The sequence below is a fragment of the Clostridium sp. L2-50 genome, assembly GCF_000154245.1.
GTDB lineage: Bacteria > Bacillota > Clostridia > Lachnospirales > Lachnospiraceae > Coprococcus.
In genome coordinates this window covers 232,488-254,586 of the sequence record NZ_DS480312.1, presented here as the reverse complement: position 1 = coordinate 254,586, position 22,099 = coordinate 232,488, and the positions used below count along the sequence as shown (strand labels likewise).

Sequence of the window (22,099 nt, the reverse complement as noted above, 5' to 3'; positions counted from 1 at the left end):
AAAATAAGGGAAACTACATATCATTTCACTAATGGACAGGCAGGAAAGCCTATAAAATGGGGAAAGTTAGAGGAATAATTATATAAAGTCCAGTTTGTTGAACTGAATCCGAAAAGCATTAGGGCGCAGAGGAGATAGAATCCTTTGTGTAAAAGACTAACGAACATATTTAATGAAACATCGAAACCATCTTTTTTTTGTTGTTTACCTATAATAACGATTGGAGTAGTCGATTATAGACACTGCAATCAAAAAAATCTGAAAATATATTTATCAACATTACATAAAAGTGTGTAGATGCACATAAAATGGGAATGCATATTGAAATTCAGGTCGTTCTGTGATAGGATCTCATTACTAAAAAGTGTGCAGATGCACGGAAAGGGGGAGCGTAACGATGGAGATTAAAAGAGACGCTTACCTACAGCAGCTGACCCTGCGAAAAGATAATGGAATGATAAAGGTGATTACCGGCATTCGTAGATGTGGCAAATCCTTTTTGCTGTTTACCATCTTTAAGAGATACTTACTGGAGAACGGCGTTGATGTTGATCATATTATTGAGATTGCATTGGACGGTATTGAAAATGAGGAACTAAGAGATCCTAAGGTGTGTTTCAAGTACATCAAAGATGCCATGAAAGACGATGGCAAATACTATCTGCTTCTTGATGAAGTGCAGTTTATGTCACAATTTGAGGAAGTGCTGAACAGCCTGCTCCGCATGAGCAATATTGATGTGTATGTCACCGGAAGTAATTCCAAGTTCCTGTCCAGCGACATTGTGACCGAATTCCGTGGCAGAGGTGATGAGATTAGAATCTACCCTCTCTCCTTTGCAGAGTTTTATTCTGTCTATGACGGCGATTATGATGATGCATGGGATGACTACATGATCTACGGAGGATTGCCGCAGATCGTAAGTTTCCAGAGCGAACGACAGAAAGCAGACTATCTGAAGAACATCTTTGCAAATGTCTATCTGAAGGATGTTATTGAAAGAAATAAGATTCAGAACGTGGATGAGATTGGGATTCTGGTTGATGTGCTTGCATCTGCAATCGGTGCACCGACCAACCCTTCAAAGATTGCCAATACCTTTGCCAGTGAGCGTCAGATGACTTATGCTAATAAAACCATCTCCAAGCATATCGACTATTTGACAGATGCCTTTTTGATTTCCAAGGCAAGCCGATACGATATTAAGGGCAGAAAGTATATCGGTGCAAATCTGAAATACTACTTTACGGATCTGGGACTGAGAAATGCACGTCTGAATTTCAGACAGCAGGAGCCTACTCATATCATGGAGAACATTGTTTATAACGAGCTGTTGATCCGTGGCTACAATGTTGATGTGGGTGTCGTGGATATCTTCGATAAGGATAAAGAGGGCAAACGTGTTCGCAAGCAGTTGGAGGTTGACTTTGTGGTGAATCAAGGAAACCAGAGATACTATATCCAGGTTGCATATGACATGACTTCGGAAGAAAAACAGACGCAGGAGTTCAATTCTCTGCGTAATATCCCGGACTCTTTCAAGAAGATCGTCATTGTAAATGGCAGCAAAAAGCCTTGGAGAAATGATGAAGGTTTTGTCATCATGGGAATGAAGTATTTCTTGCTGAATGCGAATAGTCTGGAATTTTAAGTCGATTTGAGTTGTTGCTGTGGTGTTGTTCTATTTCAAAAAAGAGTGAACACGCTGGGAGAATGTCGTGATGTGACAGACCAATATCAAACCGGACGAAGTGCATATTTGCGACTGGGACAATTATTTATGAGATTATTTGCTGGATTGCTATAAGAATCTGATGAAACGACCTTTCAAAAAACAGTTGATTTAGAAGTTAACTGTTTTTGAACCTCTTCTCAGACACAAGAACAGCAGATTGCGGGTCTCGAAGCAACCCAAAGAGAAGTCGATGAGTTTATTAACTTGACGGTAGATCGTGATAATTCGGCATCATCCGAAATCTCACGTGCTAAGAAGGACTTTTACAAACAATACTCTTATCTTAAGCCTGACTGCGAAAAGACCGACTGGGAAAAATTTTGCGAAGGTTTGAAAAAGGTCGGTCAGTGGTGTAAAGATCACTGGAAAGAGATCGTTCTGGTAATTGAAATCGTAGTGGCTGTTGTCTGCATTTGTGTTCCTGGCTTACAGGGTATAGGCACTGGCATTCTTATCGGAGCTTTAAAAGGTGCTTTGACCGGTGGCTTGATTGGCGGAATTACCAGTATGCTAACAGGAGGCTCATTCCTAGAAGGATTTGCCCAAGGTGCATTAGATGGTGCCATAATGGGTGGTGCCTTGGGCGGCGTAGGCGGAATCGCCGGCAAATTCATAACCTGCGGTTCTAAATTAGGAAACGCAATCCAGACAACCTCTAAAATCAGCGGGGCCATTTCTAATAGTATGGATGGTTTTGACATGGTATCATTAGGATTGGGGATGATTGATCCTAATAACCCAATCACGGAACTTAACAACAAAATGCATCAGAGCGATGTATACAACAAGTTCCAGATGGGGGTAAGCTTGGTATCTTCGTTCTCAGGTGCTGCTTCTCAGAATATGGCGTGCTTTGTTGCTGGTACATTGGTACTTACAACTGCTGGTCTGCTCGCTATTGAAAAGATAAATCCTGGTGATAAGGTTATTTCAACTGATCCTGATACGCTTGAAACAAGTGAAAAAACTGTCCTTGAAACATATGTCCGCAAGGTGGACAAACTCGTTCATCTTGTAATCAATGGTGAAGAAGTCATCACCACAGACAATCATCCATTTTATGTGCAGGGCAGAGGCTTTATTGAGGCTGGTAGACTCCTTGTGGGTGATAAGCTTGTTAGCGTTAATGGTGATGATTTATTAATCGAAAAGTATAAGATTGAAGAGTTCGAAATATCTGTAAATGTATATAATTTTCAGGTTGAAAACTCACATACATATTTTGTTGGAAGAAATACCGTATGGGTTCACAATACCGAATGTAAAGTTAGTGATAATAGAAGACGACATATTCTTGAAGGCGAAGGTCCAGATGATCCTGGGCACGGTCCAAATCGCGGATTTGGCAATAGTGCTTTTCCAGATACTTGGTCCGATGATAATGCTATTAAGGCTGTCGGAGATGTTGCGAATAGTCCAAAATCAATTTGGCAACAAGCTACAGGTCCAGGAAGTGGTCGAAATGCACCGAAAACTATTGGTGGTCCAGATCCAAACGCTCCTCTTACCACAAGAAATGGTAGACCAGTTAGATTTACTGTTGAAGGACAAAACCATAGTTTAGATATTAGAGTGATTGTTGAACCAGGCGGTGAAGGGATAGTAACTGGCTTTCCTATTAATCGCTAATTATGAGAGGAGATTAAAATGGTAAAAGACGCATATGATATGTTCTTCAAAAATATCTCTATGCAATTTCATGACGACTCTCTTGTGAATGCTCTTGTGGAAGATGCTGAAGAACTGGCGAAATATGGAGAAAAACGGGTGGCTCTTGAAAATTTTTTGGAGAACGTTTTAGCTAATGAGGTTACGATTTCAAAAGAAGCTGTCACTTTAGCAGAAAAAGCATTCAGTGATGCTCCAAATGATTATGATATAGAGATAATAAACGAACTGAAAAAAACCGATGTTACGTAAGGGGATGATTTGGATGCCAATGGACAAAAAAGATCAACTTGCAGAATTAATTTCAAATGCGGAAACTTCCTTTTATAATGGGCAATTACAAGAGGCGTTCAGTCTTTCTTTATCAGCTATAAAACTCGATGAGAACTGTAACATATCAAAGCTCCCGGCAGAGCTCCAATCATGTTAAGGTACATAGCGGAAATGCTGTCAGAAATTACAAATCACGTTATGGGAAAGGCATTCGGCCAACTTATACGGTGCTGCAGATTAAGGCGGATTCACCGGTCAATGGTGCCGATGTGTTCTGGTATGAGGGAAATTGCAGCATTCTGGGCAGTAAGAATGTTTATATAGGCTATAATGATAATTCCATGTCGGTCGTATCACAGTTTGAACTGGTGATGACGATCATAAGCGGTGCATTTTTATTATTCCATACAGTTTCGGCACGGTTGCTCAGTAAGAAAAATCCATATGGCGGGAAGCTTTTCTGGTTCTTTAAATTTTGACCGGTCCTGTAGTTTATCTTTTGTTTGGATATTTTATTATGTTCGCATGGTTAGCCATAATGATAACCGCAATGATTCTGCTTCGAAAAAATAAAGCAAATTTTCTATCTTTTATAATACCGTGGTTCGTGGGATTCGTTGGATGTTTGGTAGTAGTGTTTGTAATACTTTGATTTTCAACGATTATAAAATATGAATCCGACATGATGGTGAAATTGTAAGGAAAGCTGAAAGATAATGGGGAAATACAAAAGTAAAGTATTAAAGAGAACATGTAAAAGGTGTATGATTGCGGTGCTTATAACGGCTATCCCCGGAATCATTGCCGGACTTTTTAACAGATGGCTTTTTTTAGCTGCTCTCTTTGCAATTATTCCTATCATCTATTTGGTCAATCGATTTTCCGTGATTATAAAATGGAATCTGGTCGAGGGGATCATCGAAGATGTAACGTTAGTTAATGATTTTAACCAGCCCTATACCGAAGCTCATATTATATTTAAGACAAAAGATAATATGGAACATGAGTGCCGCTTCACGATCGGGCATTATGGAGATTACGAAGAAGGAATAGAACCAGAGTTAGAGAATATGCTTCAAAGTGACAAAAAGTTGTTTATGAAGAAGAAAGTTCCGGTTTTTTATTCTCCAAAAGATGTTAACAGATGTATAGTGTATTTAGAAGATTCACAATGAATATAAAATGATATCAAGCGTTTTTAAAACTAAGAAATTGGTATTTGTTAGGAAAGGAACTTTATTTATGACAGCTGAAACAGAGGCAATAAAAGCACAAATTCTTTCAACAGGAAACGCTGAAATATTGCTTGAGGAAAACGATTTTCTGATTGTAAAATGGATAAAACCGGAAATAAAATATAGTATGGCAGCATATCAATACGGGAAAACAGGAATGGCTAACAACTATCCATGGGAATGTAGTTTGACGGAGGAACAAATCGCATTTTTTCTGGAACATATCAATGCAGCTGTCGAGTATTTTAAATCAAAACATCATTATTTCCATCTTGAGGTTAAAGAAGTCTCCTACGAGAATATTGTTTCTATTGATGAGCATGGAATAAAATTTAGTGATTTGCATTGGTTGACATACAAAGAATGTACTATAAATTTCAATCGGAAATATCCCAACAGTAGAGGAAACTGTATCGGAGAAAGAAATATCACTGCCGAACCGCCATATATCGAATTGTATAGCACATACGCACATACTAAAATATTGTTTAATAAAAAAGGACTATTTCGGAAAAATAAAAACATGATAGATTTTCATAATTTGCAAAGACATATCAACGAGTTTGGCTATACAACTCTTGATTTAAGTTAAGAACAATTTTATCATTTATCTAACTGATAATTTCCGAGTTTGCTGGATAGTTGATTAGAAAGAAAAATTGGAATATACGGAGGTGGACTATGAGATTAGATGGATTTGGATTATTTGTTGAAGATATGGCGAAAATGATTCGCTTTTATAGAGATGTTCTTGGCTTTGAGATTAAAGAAAGCGAAGACACATCAAATGTTTATCTTGTTAAGGATGGAACATTGTTTTTGCTATATGGAAGAAAAGATTTTGAAAACATGACACACAGAAGGTATGAGTATATAAAAGGTCTAAATGGTCATAGCGAAATTGCACTCTATGTTGATACTTTTGAGGAAGTTGATATGGCATACAACAATGCTATAAAAAATGGTGCAACGTCTGTATTAGAACCAGAGCTTGAACCGTGGGGACAAAGAACTTGTTATATCGCCGATCCAGAAGGTAATTTGATTGAGATTGGTTCTTGGAATAAGGTATACGAGCAAAAAGATTTATAATTTTATCCAAAACTTAATAAAAAATGGTGCCAAGGTTGAAATGACATATGAGTATGAAGTCAGTGGTTATGGACTCAAGACAGAGCAATTGGATATGAAATCGTTAGCCCGGGTAATAAGGTTTAACAAAGAACTTTGGGATGAAGTCGAAAATAATCCGGATTAATTGTATACACGGATAAAGCGGAAGTTTATGGTATGCACATCTGATAGCGGTATGAAATTATATGAGATAGAAGAATATTCGGATCATGAATATATTACCGGATATCATGCATGGAATGTAACTTATTTTATTGACGTCATTTATGGTGCTGATATGCATTATTATATTAGCATGAAAAGGGGCTTTATTATGACACCTGAAACTGAGATAGTAAAAAAGCAAATACTTTCAACAGAAAATGCGGAAATATTGCTTGAGGAAAATGAGGCAAAAAGGTACTGAAACCACGACTTTATGAGAGAGGAGAAGGAAAGATGACGAATCAGGAATTGTTTGAGAGTATTCAGATGGGACATAAAGAAAAGAAGGTTTTGTCCTTATCAAAGAAACTGGTAAAAAAATGTTCGTTTAATAGAGGATCGGATGTTGAAAATCTTTGCCACTTAGCCTATTGGTTATATGTTTATGGGTGTGAGGACGAGGCTCTTAAGTTATGTGAAATTACTCATGAAGTGGAGTTCCCGGGGAAGGGAGTATGGAATGTCTGGGATAGAATACTACTCATGTGGGGACTGGAAGTTCAAATTTACAAGAATAGAAATATGACAGAGAAGGCAGACGAACTCATCAGGCAGATGGATAATCTGTGGCGATTTCCTCCGACTTTACCGCCGGCAGATTCTGAATTGGAAGCGGAGCGAAGAAATCGATTCACAGTAGAGTTTTGTTCTTATAAGGAAAATATTGAAGGAGAAGATTCGGTGACATCTGCGAATGAATGGAGACTGATTGGATTGATGAATTTGGTAGGGTACGGAGCTACCGGTTTATTCCCGAATCTTGTAAAGGAAAAAGAAACGGTTGATTGTTTGATTGAAGAGTATATGTTGAATCTGAAAAAAGTAAAGTAGTGCCAGAGCTGCAAAAATGACAATCTCTTCAAATAATTTGTTGAATGGAGAAGAACATGAAGCGAATCGGATATGCAATAGCAACTGTGATTTTGTTGCTGACCGAGGTGTTGATTGCGTTATATGTACATGATGCATTTGTAAGACCATATATTGGTGATGTGCTGGTTGTGATTGTGATATATACGTTTATAAGAATATTTGTACCGGAGCGATGCAAATTGTTGCCGCTGTATGTATTTATTTTTGCAGCACTGGTAGAATTTTTACAGATGTTCCATATTGTGGAAGTATTAGGCTGGCAGGATAACCGATTCTTAAGTGTTTTGGTCGGTTCTGTATTTGATTGGAAAGATATCCTGTGCTATGTCGCCGGGTGTATATTGCTTGGAGTGTATGAGGTGTTGGTACGAAATACTGCAAGAAGGAGATAAAAATCGAAATTCTTAAAAGCGATCAGATTCCGTTTTACAGTGCCTCTGTCACGGATTTAGCTTCTCAGGCGGTTGCCTTTAGTAGTGGATATATGCTGTTGTGGACGGATTCTTTTGGTGTTCGGTAGTATAGGATGTAACGATACCAAATCACGATTTACTAAATCGGGATTTAAGCAAGAGATGATTTGCAATAATGGAGGTTACTTATGAGTCTATTTGATGTATTGAGTAAGGGTTTTTGTTCAAAAAAAAGGGAATCAAATGAAATATTATCACAAGAAGAGTATAAAGATAAGTTTTTACATGGTGATGAATATATTAAAAGAGAACTTTATGACGAATACATATCTCGAAGGTTGTCAGAAGAATTCGGGTTGAAATATAATGAAAAGATAAAAAAATGGCACTCTGAATGGAGTGCTAATCGGCGTTTTGTGGTCGAATTATGTTATCCAAGAGGAAATCACATATACTTGCGCTGGGGATATAATTATGATTTTATCCCTGATATCAATAGTAAAAATAAGTTGACATGGCATCGGACAGAAAGTTCTGTAAAAATACACATTGCTGATGCTTGGTATAATCACATAGAGGATGAAAGAGAACAAGACTGTGGATATACAAAGGAAGAATTTTATAATCCAAGGAAATGCACAAGTTTTCAATATCAAATACCTACCTACACGTCCGATATAGAATTTGCATTGGAATATATAAAAAATGTGATAGATAAAAATATCCCACTGATAAGAGAGTGGATAAATAATGTACAAACAGTTGATGATGCCATTACTGTTCTTAATCAGAGGATAGTAACTTTACCCCATATATATGTTCCGTATATGTGTCATATCAGAGCGTTTTTATATGCAAAGAATAACGATATAGATAATGCAATCGAATCTATTAAACAAGGTTATGAAAATAGCGAGATACCACAAGTTATAATTGATAAATTGGTTCAGATTGCTAATGGGTAAGAAAGAGACAAATTCCAGTTTATGAGGCTAAAAGGAGGAGAAAAATGAGATATCCGAAATTTTTAGAAAAAGGTGGAACGATTGGCTTTGTTGCGCCATCTTTTGGTTGTAATATAGAACCATATCGGACAGCATTTGGTCATGCACTTGATACATTCCATGCTAAGGGCTATCAGACGGAGCTTGGTCCGAATTGTTATGAAGGCTGTGGTATCGGTATCAGTAATACGCCGGAGAAATGCGGTCAGGAGATTAATGAAATGTACACATCAAAGAAAAATGATGTTCTGATATCCTGCGGCGGTGGAGAGTTGATGTGTGAGACTCTTGATCATATTGATTTTGAACGCTTAAAGAAAGCAGATCCGAAATGGTTTGTGGGATATTCGGATAATACGAATCTGACTTATCTGCTGACAACGATCTGTGATACAGCTTCTGTTTATGGTCCATGTGCGGCAGCATTTGGCATGGAGCCGTGGCATGCATCGATAGAAGATACATTTGCACTGCTTTGTGGTGAGAAGAAAAGCCTGCAGGGATATCGTGGATATGAGAAGGAATCCCTGAAGGATGAAGAACATCCGCTTGCACCATATAATATCACTGAACAGAAGGAACTTCACCTGTATGAAACGGATGCGACGCATGGATCGACTACTGTCGATGAAGTATTCATGGCAGGTAGACTGATCGGTGGCTGCATGGACTGCCTGGTGAATCTGCTTGGAACGAAATTTGATAAAACAACAGATTTTCTGGAACACTATAAAGAGGATGGCTTCATCTGGTTCTTAGAAGCCTGTGATCTGAATGTAATGGCGATCCGCCGTGCTATGTGGCAGATGGAGCATGCGGGATGGTTCCGATATGTGAAGGGGTTTCTGATCGGACGTCCGCTGGTGCATGGGCAGGAGATGATGGGGCTTGACCAGTATCATGCGGTACTGGATATTATCGCCCACCACAATGTGCCGGTTATCATGGATGCCGATCTTGGACATATCGCACCGATGCTGCCATTGATCTCCGGCAGCTATGCGAACATCACCGCCACCGGAAATAACCTTGTGGTTGACATGAAGTTGAAGTAATGTGTGAATTTCACATTTATGGATAAAAATCTAACCGGCTGTTCACCGTGTTAATCTGGCTCAGAATCGACAATAGAAAAACTCGTATAGTATTCTATTTCATGCATATGCCTGATCCGCTCATGCTTATGTGCAAACTCGCCCTACGGGCTCAGACATGCACTCGCATTCGCTGGCAATATGCATGTCATGACGAATCCTATACGAATGTTTTTGTCTATTATCGATCTGAACCGGCTCAACAACAGTGAACAGCCGGGTAGATTTTTTATAGATACAAATATGAGATTCACAAATATAAAATAACATTGTGTTGAGATTATCTGTTCCAAACAGATAATCTCAATTCAGTTTAGTACCCCAAGGGGGATTTTTTAAGTTTGTTTCATTCTAGTGATAAGGCTGATCACGCGTTTATTGATAAGAATATCTTTTAAGTGCACGACAGCCCATCGTTTAAAAATCGATAGTGCAGTCGACTGAGTTTCCTATGATGTTACAAAACGGCTGGATTGGTTATACTCTGGCACTAACAAAACAATAGCATAGATTTCGTTATATAATGCATATTGCCAGCGAATGCGGGTGCATGTGTGAGCCCGTAGGGCGAGTTTGCACAGGAGCATAAGCGGATAAGGCATATGCATTAAATAGAAATCTATGCTAGTTTTGTTAGTGTCAGAGCATAAGCAATTCAGCTGCTTGGAGTATCAGGCTAAATGCAGTATTCATCGCCAGCTTCCGGTCGGCTGTTGCAGAGGTCTGCGATGGTGGTTGTGTCAACAACACTGCAGATCGCACTGTAGAGTTGCTTCCACAGATTGTAGGTGGAGCATATGGATTCACGCTCACATTCAGGCGCATCCTCTTCGACACAGGCAACAGGGGCAAGCGTTCCTTCTGTCAGACGAAGAACTGCACCGACTGTAATGTCTTCCGGTGCTTTTCGTAACAGGTAGCCACCCTGTGGACCACGGACGCTTCGGACAAGTCCGCCGGAATTTAATATAGAAATGATCTGTTCCAGATATTTATCAGAGATATCCTCGTTTTTTGCTACATCCTTTATGCTGACCGGCTTACCATTAGAGTTGGCTGCTATATAGATCATAAGCCGTAATGCATATCTTCCTTTTGTTGATATTTTCAATGTAATACACCTCCAAATTACACGATCATAATTCATACTAATTTTCTATGAATTGATTATACACCAGTTTAAAAGAAAAATCTATAAAAATATTTCCATTATCCTATTGACAAAGTAGGAATAGAGGTGTAATATACATGCATAAGCTAAATCATAGTTTGTTGATAGGAATAAGCGGAAACGAGGTAAAAGGTATGTTGAACAAGTATTATCAACCACAATATTTGAATGAAGACAATCGAATGTGTACTACCAGACAAGCGTTATCAGCAGGCGGAATTTACAGATGTTGTCGCTAGAGTAAGCCCGGATAAGAATATCCATGAATGACGAAATGATAAGCTCCGGCATAGGGAGCAAATAACGAATACAGAATAAAATGACAGATAATAAAACGGCAGTACATAATGATAGAAGAAACGGAAACGTACATCAGCCGGGAGAAAAGAACAGGAGATTAAAAATTATGGCAAAGAAATCATACAGCGAAAGAGATTTAAAATTTGAAACATTACAGTTACACGTAGGACAGGAAACACCGGATCCCGTAACAGATGCAAGAGCAGTTCCGATCTATCTTACATCATCATATGTATTCCATAACAGCCAGCATGCGGCAGACAGATTTGGCCTCAGAGATGCAGGTAACATTTACGGAAGACTTACAAATCCTACAGAAGACATTTTCGAAAAGAGAATCGCAGCATTAGAGGGCGGCGTAGCAGCACTTGCAGTTGGTTCGGGAGCAGCAGCTCTGACATATGCACTTCAGGCAGTTGCACATAAGGGTGACCACATCGTAGCAGCAAAGAACATCTACGGTGGAACATATAACCTTCTTGCACATACACTTCCGGATTTTGGAATCGAGACAACATTCGTTGATCCATTTGACTATGATGCAATCGAAGCTGCTATTCAGGACAATACAACCGGTATCGAGATCGAGACACTCGGAAATCCTAACTCAGAGGTTGTAGATATCGAGAGAATCGCAAAGATCGCACATGCACATAACATTCCATTGATCGTAGATAATACATTTGCAACACCTTATCTCGTTCGCCCGATTGAGTACGGTGCAGATATCGTTGTACATTCCGCTACCAAGTTCATCGGTGGACACGGAACAACGATCGGTGGTGTCATCATCGACAGTGGTAACTTTGACTGGACATCCAGTGACAAATACCCATGGTTAACAGAGCCGAACGTATCTTACCATGGAGTAAGCTTTGCAAAGGATACAGCACCTGCTGCATTTGTTACTTACATCAGAGCGATCCTGTTAAGAGATATGGGAGCAACTATCTCACCGGTACATTCATTCATCTTCCTTCAGGGACTTGAGACATTATCCTTGCGTGTAGAACGTCATGTTGAAAATGCACTTAAGGTTGTACAGTATCTGAAAGATCAGCCACTGGTTGAGAAGGTAAATCATCCATCCATCTCGGAGGATCCTGAACAGCAGGCATTATATAAGAAATATTTCCCAAATGGCGGCGGATCGATCTTCACATTTGAGATTAAGGGCGGAGCAAAAGAGGCACAGGCATTTATCGATCAGCTTGAGTTATTCTCACTCCTTGCAAATGTTGCAGATGTAAAATCCCTTGCTATCCATCCGGCATCAACCACTCATTCAGAGTGCAACGAGGCTGAGCTATTAGATCAGGGTATCAAGCCGAATACAATTCGTCTGTCCATCGGAACAGAGAACATCGACGATATTATCGAAGATCTGGATGAAGCATTTAAGGCAATCGCAGAATAATCAATAATAAAAACAGTAGATAATTGAACATAAAAACAATAAAAAATATGGGTGATCGAAGATCATCGGTCACCTGCAAAACGAAAAATAGAATCAGAATAGGAGATTAAAATTATGAGTAAAATTTATAAAGACGCAACAGAGTTAATCGGAAATACACCATTAGTAGAGTTCAATCACATTGAGAAAAAGGAAGGCTTAAATGCAAAGATCCTTGCAAAGTTAGAGTATTTTAATCCGGCAGGAAGCGTAAAAGACAGAATCGCAAAAGAGATGATCGAAGATGCAGAGAGAAAGGGCACATTAAAGCCGGGCGCTACGATCATTGAGCCTACATCCGGAAATACAGGTATCGGTCTTGCATCTATCGCTACAGCAAAGGGTTATAAGGCAATCATCGTTATGCCGGAGACCATGAGCGTTGAAAGAAGAAATATCATCAAAGCATACGGCGCAGAGATCGTTCTGACTGAAGGTGCAAAGGGTATGAAGGGTGCGATCGCAAAGGCTGAGGAGCTCTCTAAGGAGATCCCTGACAGCTTCGTTGCAGGTCAGTTCGTAAATCCGGCAAACCCGGAAGCACACAGAAAGACAACAGGACCGGAGATCTGGAATGATACAGACGGAAAGGTTGATATCTTTGTAGCAGGTGTTGGTACAGGCGGAACTGTAACAGGTGTCGGTGAATATCTGAAGCAGCAGAATCCGAATGTTAAGGTTGTAGCAGTAGAGCCGGCTACATCACCGGTTCTTTCAAAGGGAACTGCAGGAGCACATAAGATTCAGGGTATCGGTGCAGGATTTGTACCGGATACATTAAATACAAAAATCTACGATGAGATCATCACAATCGACAATGATGCAGCATTTGAAGGCGGCAAAGAGATCGCAAGTATAGAAGGTATTCTCGTTGGTATCTCATCCGGTGCAGCTTTCGTAGCAGCAAAGGAACTTGCAAAGCGTCCTGAAAATGCAGGAAAGACAATCGTAGTTCTCCTTCCGGACAGTGGTGACAGATATTACTCAACTCCGCTCTTTGGCTAAGATGTAATTTAAACGAATGTGAATATATAAGTCCTTTTAGAATAAATCATTTATCTCAAAGCAGACACGCTCCACCATACAGCAATGCGGTGGGGCGTGTTTGATGTTACAGGCATTTGCATCTATATTGTTGTGACCTTTACGCCTGTGCACTGTGTCATGTACCATGATAAAAACTCATGTAAGTTTCTATTCAATGCATATGCCTGATTCGCTCATGCTTCTGTGCAAACTCGCCTTCGGCTCAAACATGCACCCGCATTCGCTGGCAATATGCATTTCATAACGAAACTGACACTAATGTTTTATATCATGGTATATGGCACAGCGGCACAGGCGTAAATGGCACAGTAGTTTAGATGCAAATGCCTGTAACAACAAACAGCCTTTTATGTTGTCGGTGAGCGTGTGGATATGGTATAGTATATTTATATGCGGATATATATGGAAATTAGATAAAAGGTAATAAGTTGAGTATGAAGAAATTAACAGAAACGCAGAAAAGTATTATAAAATGGGCATTTGTGCTGGTGCTTCTTGGCCTGATCGTATATGTGTTCCGGGATATGGCAGGACCGATCGCAAAGCAGCTTGTGAAGACAAGCCCTTGGATCGTCGTGCTGATCCTTGTGGCGACATTGCTGTATGGTGTGTTTGAGAGTACGATCACGATGTTATTTGCCAGACAGTATAATCCGACGTTTACATTCAGACAGGCGTTTGGAATGACATATTTTGTGTCATTTTACAGAACGGCGACGCTTGGAAGCGGAGCGGGTGTGTCGGCTCTGGTTTACCTGAATGAGTATGGAGTGAAGACATCAGAAGCATTTGGTATGTATATGATTGAATATGCAGTGCACAAATTAAGCATCGGAATTATGGCGGTGATCCTGTATCTGCTGCATTTCCATTATATGAATGAAACCTTTGCGGAATATGAAGCATATATTGGAATTGGATTTGTGGCTACGGTTATTATTACGATATGTTTACTGTTGTTTGTATGTGCCGGATGGTTTCATCAGATCTTAAAGAAGCTGATGGATCTGGTGAATTACAAAGGACGATTTACAGAAAAGTTTGATAAAATCAAAGAACAGTGTGATATCATGGAAACGGAATCAAAGAAATTGCTGCACCATTGGAAGCTGCTGCTTGGCGTTCTGCTAATCAATATTTGTAAGTTTTCCTGCTGGTTTATGATTCCGTATATCGTACTGTACAAGAGCGGTGCATTTTCGCCGGATGTGGCACTGGCGATCACGACGGTATCCGTCATGCTGGCGGCAGTTATTCCTACGCCTGCCGGGATCGGTTCCAGTGAGTTTGTAATGATCGCAATGTTTGGTGCGATCGTGGGAAGTGCGAAAGCAGGAGCTATGGCACTGCTATACCGTTTTGCAACATTTGTATTTCCGTGTGCACTGGGCGCGGCCTATGCAGCGAAGTTTGCAGTTATAAAACAGAGAAAGAATAAGAAGAAGGAAGTCTGACCCGTATGAGATGTGGGACGGATGGAAAAATATCCGTCAGCTATATGCTCGATATGATATATGATGGACAGAAACAGGGTAAATACAGATATGAAAAAGTTGGTGGTGGGTATTCTTGCCCATGTTGATTCGGGAAAAACTACATTATCGGAAGCCATGTTATATACGGCAGGCAAGATCCGTAAGCTTGGACGGGTGGATCATAAGGATGCTTACCTGGATACGGATGCACAGGAGCGGGAGCGTGGGATCACGATATTTTCCAAGCAGGCGGTATTTACATATGATGACATGGAGATTACGCTGCTTGATACGCCTGGGCATGTTGATTTCTCAGCGGAAATGGAACGAACCTTACAGGTGCTTGACTATGCGATTCTTGTCATTAATGGCATGGACGGGGTACAGAGTCATACTGATACATTATGGAAGCTGTTGAAGCGGTACGAGATCCCGACATTTATATTTGTAAATAAGATGGATATGGATGGGTCAGATAAAGATGCTGTTTTCCAAAATATACGAAAAAAGCTGGATGGGGATTGCGTTGATTTCTCATCCGAGGACAGAGATGAACAGATCGCGATGGCAGACGAGAGACTGTTGGATACCTATCTGGATAGTGGTACGGTTGAGACAGAGGATATCATCGAAGCAATTCTTGACAGAAAGATATTTCCGTGTTTCTGGGGATCGGCACTCAAACTCTCCGGTGTGCAGGAATTATTGGATGCGATGAATACCTATATGGTGATGCCTGCATATAATGCAGAATTTGGCGGACGGATCTTCAAGATATCGAGAGATGCAAAAGGGGAACGTCTTACCTATATGAAGGTGACCGGAGGATGCTTAAAGTGCAGAGAGCAGATCGAGGGAACTGAAGGAAAAGTCAACCAGATACGGATTTATTCCGGTGCGCGTTACGAGACGGTAGAGGAGGCTCCTGCCGGAACGGTATGTGCGGTCACCGGGCTTGGTGAGACATCCGCAGGTCAGGGCGTTGGATGTGAACAGGAAAATGTATTCGCAGGACTGGAACCTGTGTTATCCTATAAAGTCAGTTATCCGGAGGACAAGGATGCAGTTGTCGTACTCCGGGATATCAGGCAGTTGGAGGAAGAAGAACCGGAGTTACATGTGGAGTTTGCACAGGAGACCCGAGAGATCTTTGTCAAGGTTATGGGACAGGTGCAGCTTCAGGTGCTGACACAGATCATAAAAGACAGATTTGGTTATCTCATATCATTTGGTATGGGAAGGATCATATATAAAGAGACACTTGCAGAACCGGTAATGGGTGTCGGCCATTTTGAACCGCTTCGCCATTATGCCGAAGTGCATTTGCTGATGGAACCATTGGAGCCGGGAAGTGGAATGCAGTTTGATACGATATGTAGCGAGGATGTGCTCGATAAGAACTGGCAGAGATTGATCCTGACACATCTGGAAGAAAAAGAATACCGCGGCGTGTTGACAGGCGCACCGATCACAGATATGAAGATCACAGTGACCGCAGGACGGGCACATCAGAAGCATACAGAGGGCGGTGATTTCCGTCAGGCAACATATCGTGCAGTAAGGCAGGGGCTTATGATGGGGGAATGCAGACTGTTAGAACCCGTGTATGCATTCCGGCTGGAGATCCCTACAGAGATGACCGGGCGGGCGATGAACGATATCACGCGGATGCATGGACGATTTGCACAGCCGGAGATCGAGGGTGAAATGAGTATCTTGACAGGAACTGCACCGGTTGCTACGATGCAGGAGTACCAGCAGGATGTGACGGCATATACCAGAGGACAGGGTAAGTTATCCTGTACCCTGCAGGGATATGAGCCATGCCACAATGAAGATGAAGTGCTGGCGGCAAGTACCTATGATCCGGAGCTTGATATGGCGAATCCGGCATCGTCGGTATTCTGTGCACATGGAGCCGGATATATCGTGGACTGGTACGATGTGTATGATATGATGCATGTAAAAGAAGATCCGGGATTTGCACTTGCGGGAATGGAAGATGTCCTGCGAAATATAACGTCAGAGCCTACTGAGGCAGACGAGGATAACCGAAAACGGATGGCGCGTGAGCGGCAGGACGTAGGTGCTCCGGTGTATGATGAGAAAGAGTTAGAGGATATATTTGTCCGTACCTATGGTTCAAACAGCCGGGAAAATGCAGCTTATAATAAAGCCGGTTTTAATCGGTATAATAAGAGTGTGTCGGAAGCGGACTGGTATGTGAAAAAGGCGGCAGAACATGGCAAGAGCAAGACCACCGGTGCGCAGACACCGGCTGTCGGATTAAAGACGGCGGATACTGGAATTGCCAGACCCGGAGCATACAGGAAGCAAAAGGGCGAGATAGAATATCTGTTAGTTGATGGGTATAACGTGATATTTGCATGGGATGACCTGAAAGCGCTGGCAGCGGTGAACATCGACAGTGCCAGAGATAAGCTGATTGATATTATGTCGAATTATCAGGGGTATGTCGGCTGTGAGCTGATCCTCGTATTTGATGCTTATAAGGTGAAGCAGAATCCGGGCAGCATTACAAAGCATGGAAATATCCATGTGGTCTATACGAAAGAAGCAGAGACTGCCGATATGTATATAGAAAAGACGACACATGAGCTTGGCAGAAAGTATAAAGTGACGGTTGCATCCTCAGATGGATTGGAACAGTTGATCATCATGGGGCAGGGTGCACTTCGAATGTCCTCCCGTGGGCTTCGGGAAGAAGTAGAACGTGTGAACCGGATACTGAGAGATGATTATTTGAAATAAAGGCTGAAGTGTTATGCGGCAAAGCAGATAAGAGAACGATATAAAGTAACGAATGGGCGAAGCAGAGAATATATAATGGAGAAATGGGTATGAAGAAATACATTATGGCACTTGATCAGGGTACGACAAGTTCAAGGGCGATTTTATTCGGAAAAAATGGAGAGATGGCGGCTGTATCACAGAAGGAGTTTACACAGTATTTTCCTGAAAATGGTTGGGTAGAGCAGGATCCGAAGGAGATCTGGGCGTCACAGATGAGCGTGATGATGGAAGCCAGAGAGACACTGGGAATTCCTGTTGAGGAGATTGCTGCGATCGGAATTACGAATCAGAGAGAGACAACGATCGTCTGGAATAAAGAAACAGGAGAACCGATATATCCGGCGATCGTGTGGCAGTGCAGAAGAACGGCAGACCGGATCGAGGCATTAAAAGCAGAGGGCTATGATACAGTGATCCGCGAGAAGACAGGTTTGATCGCTGATCCTTATTTTTCAGCTACAAAGATTGAGTGGATTCTCGATCATGTAGAGGGAGCGAGAAAACTTGCAGAGGATGGAAAGTTATATTTTGGAACGGTTGATACATGGCTGATCTATAAGCTGACCGGAGGAAAGGTTCACGCAACAGATTATACAAATGCATCCAGAACGATGCTGTTTAATATCCACACACTGGAATGGGATAAGGAATTACTTGAGAAATTCCGTATACCGGAGAGTATGCTGCCGGAGGTACATAATTCCAGTGAGATCTATGGCTATACAGACGAGCGGTTATTCGGTGGTTCGATTCCGGTTGCAGGCGTTGCCGGAGATCAGCAGGCGGCATTATTCGGACAGTGCTGTTTCGAACCGGGAGATACGAAGAATACCTATGGAACCGGCTGTTTCCTGCTGATGAATACGGGAGACAGGGCTGTTTATTCAGAACATGGGCTGCTTACCACGATAGCGATCGGACTGAACGGCAAAGTACAGTATGCGCTGGAGGGCAGTGTGTTTGTCGCAGGAGCCGCGATCAAATGGCTGCGTGATGAGATGAAGCTGATCGAGAAAGCCGGTGATACCGAGAGAATAGCATTATCCGTTAAGGACAGCAATGGTGTCTATGTAGTTCCGGCATTTACCGGACTTGGTGCACCGTACTGGGATGCTTATGCCAGAGGTGCGATCCTGGGGCTGACCAGAGGAACGACAAGAGAGCACATCGTCCGGGCAACTGTAGAATCACTGGCATATGAGACTTACGATGTATTAAAAGCGATGGAGAGTGATTCCGGTATCAGCCTGAAGCAGTTACGTGTAGATGGTGGTGCAAGTGCAAATAACTTCCTGATGCAGTTTCAGGCAGATCTGCTGTCCGGCGAGATCATCCGTCCGGTTGTGACAGAGACGACAGCACTTGGTGCGGCTTATCTGGCAGGACTGGCAGTTGGATATTATGATGACATAGAAGAGATAAAGAGCAATTGGAGCGTAGAGCGGGCATTTACATCGGAGATCGATGAGGAGATGCGCCGGATGCGGCTTTCCGGTTGGGAGACTGCGGTAAAGCGGGTACTATTATAAGAAGCGGAATTTATTAGATAGAATCTGTAAGCTGTTTTCAGATAAAAATAGCTTCAAATAGCAGGAGATTGAGACATGACAGATAAGATCAAAAACATACTGGAACAAATGACAATAGAAGAAAAAGCCACTATGGTGTGCGGTGCAAGTAACTTCAGTACCGCAGCAGTTCCTGAGTGTGGTGTACCGGCGATCCGTATGCTGGATGGCGGAACGGGAATTAATTATGAACAGCTGATCGGCGATCTGATCCTTGCATGGAGACAGAATCCGAGGGATGAGGAAGAAGCATGGCTGATGAAAGACTTCAGTGCTACAGAAGAACGTCATGTTATATTTGATTATTTCCGTCCTGATAAGCTGACAGAAAAGGAAATGAAGGTCTGGAAGAAGGTTCGGGATCACTTCAAGGATCAGTTTGTAAAGAATACAACAAATAATGAGACAACACTGGCATTTGTAGAGATGGCAGGGGATGCTGCGGCAGACATTATGTCGCCTGCATGTTTTCCATGTGGGATGATGCTTGGGGCTACATTTAACCCGGATATCGTGAATATGACAGGACATGCACTTGGACGGGAAGCACGGGCGTATGGCGTGCATATGCTCCTTGGAACACCGAATATCAATATCCACAGAGATCCATTGAGTGGAAGATTATTTGAAGGTTTCTCAGAAGATCCGTGTCTGGTGTCGAAGCTTGCACCGGAGTATGTAAAGGGTGTGCAGGAGGAAGGAGTAGCGGCAAATATCAAGCATTTTGCTGCAAATAATCAGGAAAAGAACCGTCAGGGGATCAATGAGACGATATCGGAACGGGCGTTGCAGGAGATTTATTTTCCGGGCTTCCGTGCCTGTGTAGAGCAGGGAAAGCCGGCAACTGTAATGTCAGCATATAATAAGATCAATGGTACGGCATGTACACAGAATAAATGGCTGTTAGATGACATCCTGCGTAAATACTGGGGCTTTGACGGAATGGTTGTGTCAGATTGGGGCGCAGTCTACGATCCGATCGCAGCATTAAAAGCAGGAAATGACCTGAATATGCCGGGAGTTACAGCTGATCCTACAGTAGTCATGGAAGCAGTTGCAAATGGGGAACTGACCGAAGAAGAACTGGATCAGAATGTGGCGAGAATACTGGAACTGGCAGAGACTTACGCTGCACCGGAGTGCTATGATATGTCAGCGCAGTATATCATGGATATGTCGAAGCAGGCAGCCTATAAGACGGCTTGTGAGGGCATTGTTATGTTGAAAAATGAGAATGACATCTTTCCGATTCAGGCAAAGAGCAAGGCAGGAAGTGATTCGGTATTTGAGACAGCTGTGGAAGATGATCTTTTATCGGGTGTCGTTCTTTGCGGAAGCGGAGCTATCCGTTTATATGACTGTGGTACCGGAAGTGCAGGTATTACGACAGATAAGGACAGCAGCATCTACGAGGGGCTGATCCAGAATGGTGTCGAGGTGAGTATCGGAATACCGGCAGTAGGGAAGCGCGCAGGCATTTCCACCTATATCTGCGTTGCCAGAATACCGGGCATGGAAGGAAATGACCGGAAGGATATGAAGCTGTCCGCCGAGGATGCACAGATTTTGAATCAGATGTTAGATCTGAAACGGGAAAATCCACTTGTGAAGCTGGGACTTATCTTAAATGTAAGCGGACCGGTTGATCTGGCACTTTGGGAGCATGAGTTAGATGGCATCTTCTGTATGTTCTTACCGGGTATGGAAGGTGGACATGCAATGGCAGATATCTTAACCGGCAGAGTGAATCCATCCGGAAAGCTGCCGCTGACATTCCCAAAGAAATATCAGGATACACCGACGTATCTGAATTTCCCGGGTGACGGATATCAGGTCAATTATGGAGAAGGCATCTACGTCGGATACAGATATTATGATAAGAAGATGGTAGAGCCGTTGTATCCATTTGGACATGGATTATCCTACAGTCATTTTGAGATCAGCAATGAGCGTGCAATCGGAGAGCAGTCTCCGGTAGAGATCATTTACCCGGATGGCAAAGTAGATAATAAGAAAATGCCGGTATTTACGGATTCGATCAAGATCGCTGTGGATGTGATCAATCAGGGACCGGAAGAATTCTCTGAAGGTATGGAAGTTGTTCAGCTCTATATCAGTGATCCGTATGCATCCATCTCAAAGCCTGTAAAGGAATTGAAAGCGTTTAAGAAGATCCGGCTGGCATATGGCGACCAGGAGAAGGTCAGCTTTACTCTGAAAAAAGAGGACTTTGCTTCATTTGACAGTGACCTGCATCAGTGGGTGGCAGAGGAAGGAATCTATAATATCCTGATTGGAAACAGCTCCCGGAATATCGTGTGCAGCATGCCCGTCTATCTGGATGCAAAGACAGCGTACAGCTATAGTCTGATGACGCCGATCAAGGTGTTGTATGAGAATTCCGTGGCGAAAGCGCATATGAATCATCTGTGGCTCAGACTGGGGCTTGATCCGGCAGATATTGATTACAAATACGAATATGAGCCTCACACCAGACTGATCGATCTGGTTCATTTGAAATGTGAGAATCCGGAGCAGGAAGCACTGGATGAATTCGATCTTCGGGTTGGAAGCCTGAAGCGGGCGTAAAAAACGTCGAAATTTGTTTTTTTACATCTAGTTTTGTTGTTTATGT

General features: G+C 42.0%; 19 protein-coding genes. 18 read left to right on the top strand and 1 reads right to left on the bottom strand.

The features are described from left to right. Positions 1-397 precede the first annotated feature (397 nt). The 12 genes from CLOL250_RS01320 (at position 398) to CLOL250_RS01265 (ending at position 9,594) form a co-directional block, all read left to right on the top strand. Entirely contained in the window at positions 398-1,651 is a 1,254-nt protein-coding gene (locus CLOL250_RS01320; RefSeq protein ID WP_008400146.1) for an ATP-binding protein, read from the top strand. Positions 1,652-1,939: 288 nt separating this feature from the next. Further along, positions 1,940-3,364 (top strand): polymorphic toxin-type HINT domain-containing protein, encoded by a 1,425-nt coding sequence (locus CLOL250_RS01315; protein WP_008400145.1) that lies wholly within the window; start codon positions 1,940-1,942, stop codon positions 3,362-3,364. Positions 3,365-3,382: 18 nt separating this feature from the next. Next, complete coding sequence (locus tag CLOL250_RS01310) at positions 3,383-3,655, top strand: hypothetical protein (RefSeq protein ID WP_008400143.1); 273 nt, start codon at positions 3,383-3,385, stop codon at positions 3,653-3,655. A gap of 128 nt (positions 3,656-3,783) precedes the next feature. Continuing rightward, entirely contained in the window at positions 3,784-4,155 is a 372-nt protein-coding gene (locus CLOL250_RS01305) for a hypothetical protein (RefSeq protein WP_243028957.1), read from the top strand. Positions 4,156-4,440: 285 nt separating this feature from the next. Next, positions 4,441-4,851, top strand: coding sequence for a hypothetical protein (locus tag CLOL250_RS01300; protein ID WP_227572967.1), 411 nt, complete (start codon positions 4,441-4,443; stop codon positions 4,849-4,851). Between the two features lie 67 nt (positions 4,852-4,918). After that, positions 4,919-5,503 (top strand): hypothetical protein, encoded by a 585-nt coding sequence (locus CLOL250_RS13205; RefSeq protein ID WP_049941073.1) that lies wholly within the window; start codon positions 4,919-4,921, stop codon positions 5,501-5,503. An 89-nt stretch (positions 5,504-5,592) separates the two neighbouring features. Next, complete coding sequence (locus tag CLOL250_RS01290; protein WP_008400135.1) at positions 5,593-6,003, top strand: VOC family protein; 411 nt, start codon at positions 5,593-5,595, stop codon at positions 6,001-6,003. Between the two features lie 217 nt (positions 6,004-6,220). Further along, positions 6,221-6,451 carry a hypothetical protein gene (locus CLOL250_RS01285; RefSeq protein WP_008400132.1) on the top strand — a complete coding sequence of 77 codons (231 nt, stop codon included), beginning with the start codon at positions 6,221-6,223 and terminating at the stop codon, positions 6,449-6,451. 32 nt (positions 6,452-6,483) lie between these two features. After that, positions 6,484-7,080 carry a DUF6707 family protein gene (locus tag CLOL250_RS01280; RefSeq protein ID WP_008400130.1) on the top strand — a complete coding sequence of 199 codons (597 nt, stop codon included), beginning with the start codon at positions 6,484-6,486 and terminating at the stop codon, positions 7,078-7,080. A 56-nt stretch (positions 7,081-7,136) separates the two neighbouring features. Beyond that, positions 7,137-7,514: a ribosomal maturation YjgA family protein gene (locus CLOL250_RS01275; protein WP_274922219.1), complete on the top strand. Its 378-nt coding sequence runs from the start codon at positions 7,137-7,139 to the stop codon at positions 7,512-7,514. A gap of 209 nt (positions 7,515-7,723) precedes the next feature. Continuing rightward, positions 7,724-8,500 (top strand): hypothetical protein, encoded by a 777-nt coding sequence (locus tag CLOL250_RS01270; protein ID WP_008400128.1) that lies wholly within the window; start codon positions 7,724-7,726, stop codon positions 8,498-8,500. 44 nt (positions 8,501-8,544) lie between these two features. Next, positions 8,545-9,594, top strand: a complete 1,050-nt coding sequence (locus tag CLOL250_RS01265) for a S66 family peptidase (RefSeq protein ID WP_008400127.1) — start codon at positions 8,545-8,547, stop codon at positions 9,592-9,594. 715 nt (positions 9,595-10,309) lie between these two features. Here CLOL250_RS01265 and CLOL250_RS01260 read toward each other — a convergent pair. After that, on the bottom strand, positions 10,310-10,744 hold the full coding sequence (locus tag CLOL250_RS01260; protein WP_021944774.1) for an RrF2 family transcriptional regulator: 435 nt from the start codon (positions 10,742-10,744) through the stop codon (positions 10,310-10,312). A 466-nt stretch (positions 10,745-11,210) separates the two neighbouring features. Between CLOL250_RS01260 and CLOL250_RS01255 the strand changes: the two genes are divergently transcribed. The 6 genes from CLOL250_RS01255 (at position 11,211) to CLOL250_RS01230 (ending at position 22,053) form a co-directional block, all read left to right on the top strand. Further along, positions 11,211-12,521, top strand: coding sequence for an O-acetylhomoserine aminocarboxypropyltransferase/cysteine synthase family protein (locus tag CLOL250_RS01255; protein WP_044944746.1), 1,311 nt, complete (start codon positions 11,211-11,213; stop codon positions 12,519-12,521). Positions 12,522-12,635: 114 nt separating this feature from the next. Beyond that, positions 12,636-13,565, top strand: coding sequence for a cysteine synthase A (gene cysK, locus CLOL250_RS01250; protein WP_008400121.1), 930 nt, complete (start codon positions 12,636-12,638; stop codon positions 13,563-13,565). Positions 13,566-14,041: 476 nt separating this feature from the next. Further along, positions 14,042-15,061 carry a lysylphosphatidylglycerol synthase transmembrane domain-containing protein gene (locus CLOL250_RS01245; RefSeq protein ID WP_008400117.1) on the top strand — a complete coding sequence of 340 codons (1,020 nt, stop codon included), beginning with the start codon at positions 14,042-14,044 and terminating at the stop codon, positions 15,059-15,061. A gap of 60 nt (positions 15,062-15,121) precedes the next feature. Further along, positions 15,122-17,854, top strand: a complete 2,733-nt coding sequence (locus CLOL250_RS01240) for a translation factor GTPase family protein (RefSeq protein WP_008400114.1) — start codon at positions 15,122-15,124, stop codon at positions 17,852-17,854. A gap of 89 nt (positions 17,855-17,943) precedes the next feature. Next, entirely contained in the window at positions 17,944-19,425 is a 1,482-nt protein-coding gene (glpK, locus tag CLOL250_RS01235; RefSeq protein ID WP_044944574.1) for a glycerol kinase GlpK, read from the top strand. Between the two features lie 75 nt (positions 19,426-19,500). Beyond that, positions 19,501-22,053: a glycoside hydrolase family 3 N-terminal domain-containing protein gene (locus tag CLOL250_RS01230; protein WP_008400111.1), complete on the top strand. Its 2,553-nt coding sequence runs from the start codon at positions 19,501-19,503 to the stop codon at positions 22,051-22,053. Positions 22,054-22,099 lie beyond the last annotated feature (46 nt).

What these genes read in the sequence shown, in the direction of transcription:
- CLOL250_RS01265 (WP_008400127.1), top strand. Translation starts at nt 8,545, where the DNA reads ATGAGATATCCGAAATTTTTAGAAAAAGGTGGAACGATTGGCTTTGTT.
- CLOL250_RS01320 (WP_008400146.1), top strand. Translation starts at nt 398, where the DNA reads ATGGAGATTAAAAGAGACGCTTACCTACAGCAGCTGACCCTGCGAAAA.
- CLOL250_RS01280 (WP_008400130.1), top strand. Translation starts at nt 6,484, where the DNA reads ATGACGAATCAGGAATTGTTTGAGAGTATTCAGATGGGACATAAAGAA.
- CLOL250_RS01255 (WP_044944746.1), top strand. Translation starts at nt 11,211, where the DNA reads ATGGCAAAGAAATCATACAGCGAAAGAGATTTAAAATTTGAAACATTA.
- CLOL250_RS01300 (WP_227572967.1), top strand. Translation starts at nt 4,441, where the DNA reads ATGATTGCGGTGCTTATAACGGCTATCCCCGGAATCATTGCCGGACTT.
- CLOL250_RS01310 (WP_008400143.1), top strand. Translation starts at nt 3,383, where the DNA reads ATGGTAAAAGACGCATATGATATGTTCTTCAAAAATATCTCTATGCAA.
- CLOL250_RS01240 (WP_008400114.1), top strand. Translation starts at nt 15,122, where the DNA reads ATGATGGACAGAAACAGGGTAAATACAGATATGAAAAAGTTGGTGGTG.
- CLOL250_RS01290 (WP_008400135.1), top strand. Translation starts at nt 5,593, where the DNA reads ATGAGATTAGATGGATTTGGATTATTTGTTGAAGATATGGCGAAAATG.
- CLOL250_RS01285 (WP_008400132.1), top strand. Translation starts at nt 6,221, where the DNA reads ATGAAATTATATGAGATAGAAGAATATTCGGATCATGAATATATTACC.
- CLOL250_RS01270 (WP_008400128.1), top strand. Translation starts at nt 7,724, where the DNA reads ATGAGTCTATTTGATGTATTGAGTAAGGGTTTTTGTTCAAAAAAAAGG.
- CLOL250_RS01230 (WP_008400111.1), top strand. Translation starts at nt 19,501, where the DNA reads ATGACAGATAAGATCAAAAACATACTGGAACAAATGACAATAGAAGAA.
- CLOL250_RS01245 (WP_008400117.1), top strand. Translation starts at nt 14,042, where the DNA reads ATGAAGAAATTAACAGAAACGCAGAAAAGTATTATAAAATGGGCATTT.
- CLOL250_RS13205 (WP_049941073.1), top strand. Translation starts at nt 4,919, where the DNA reads ATGACAGCTGAAACAGAGGCAATAAAAGCACAAATTCTTTCAACAGGA.
- CLOL250_RS01305 (WP_243028957.1), top strand. Translation starts at nt 3,784, where the DNA reads ATGAGAACTGTAACATATCAAAGCTCCCGGCAGAGCTCCAATCATGTT.
- cysK (WP_008400121.1), top strand. Translation starts at nt 12,636, where the DNA reads ATGAGTAAAATTTATAAAGACGCAACAGAGTTAATCGGAAATACACCA.
- glpK (WP_044944574.1), top strand. Translation starts at nt 17,944, where the DNA reads ATGAAGAAATACATTATGGCACTTGATCAGGGTACGACAAGTTCAAGG.
- CLOL250_RS01275 (WP_274922219.1), top strand. Translation starts at nt 7,137, where the DNA reads ATGAAGCGAATCGGATATGCAATAGCAACTGTGATTTTGTTGCTGACC.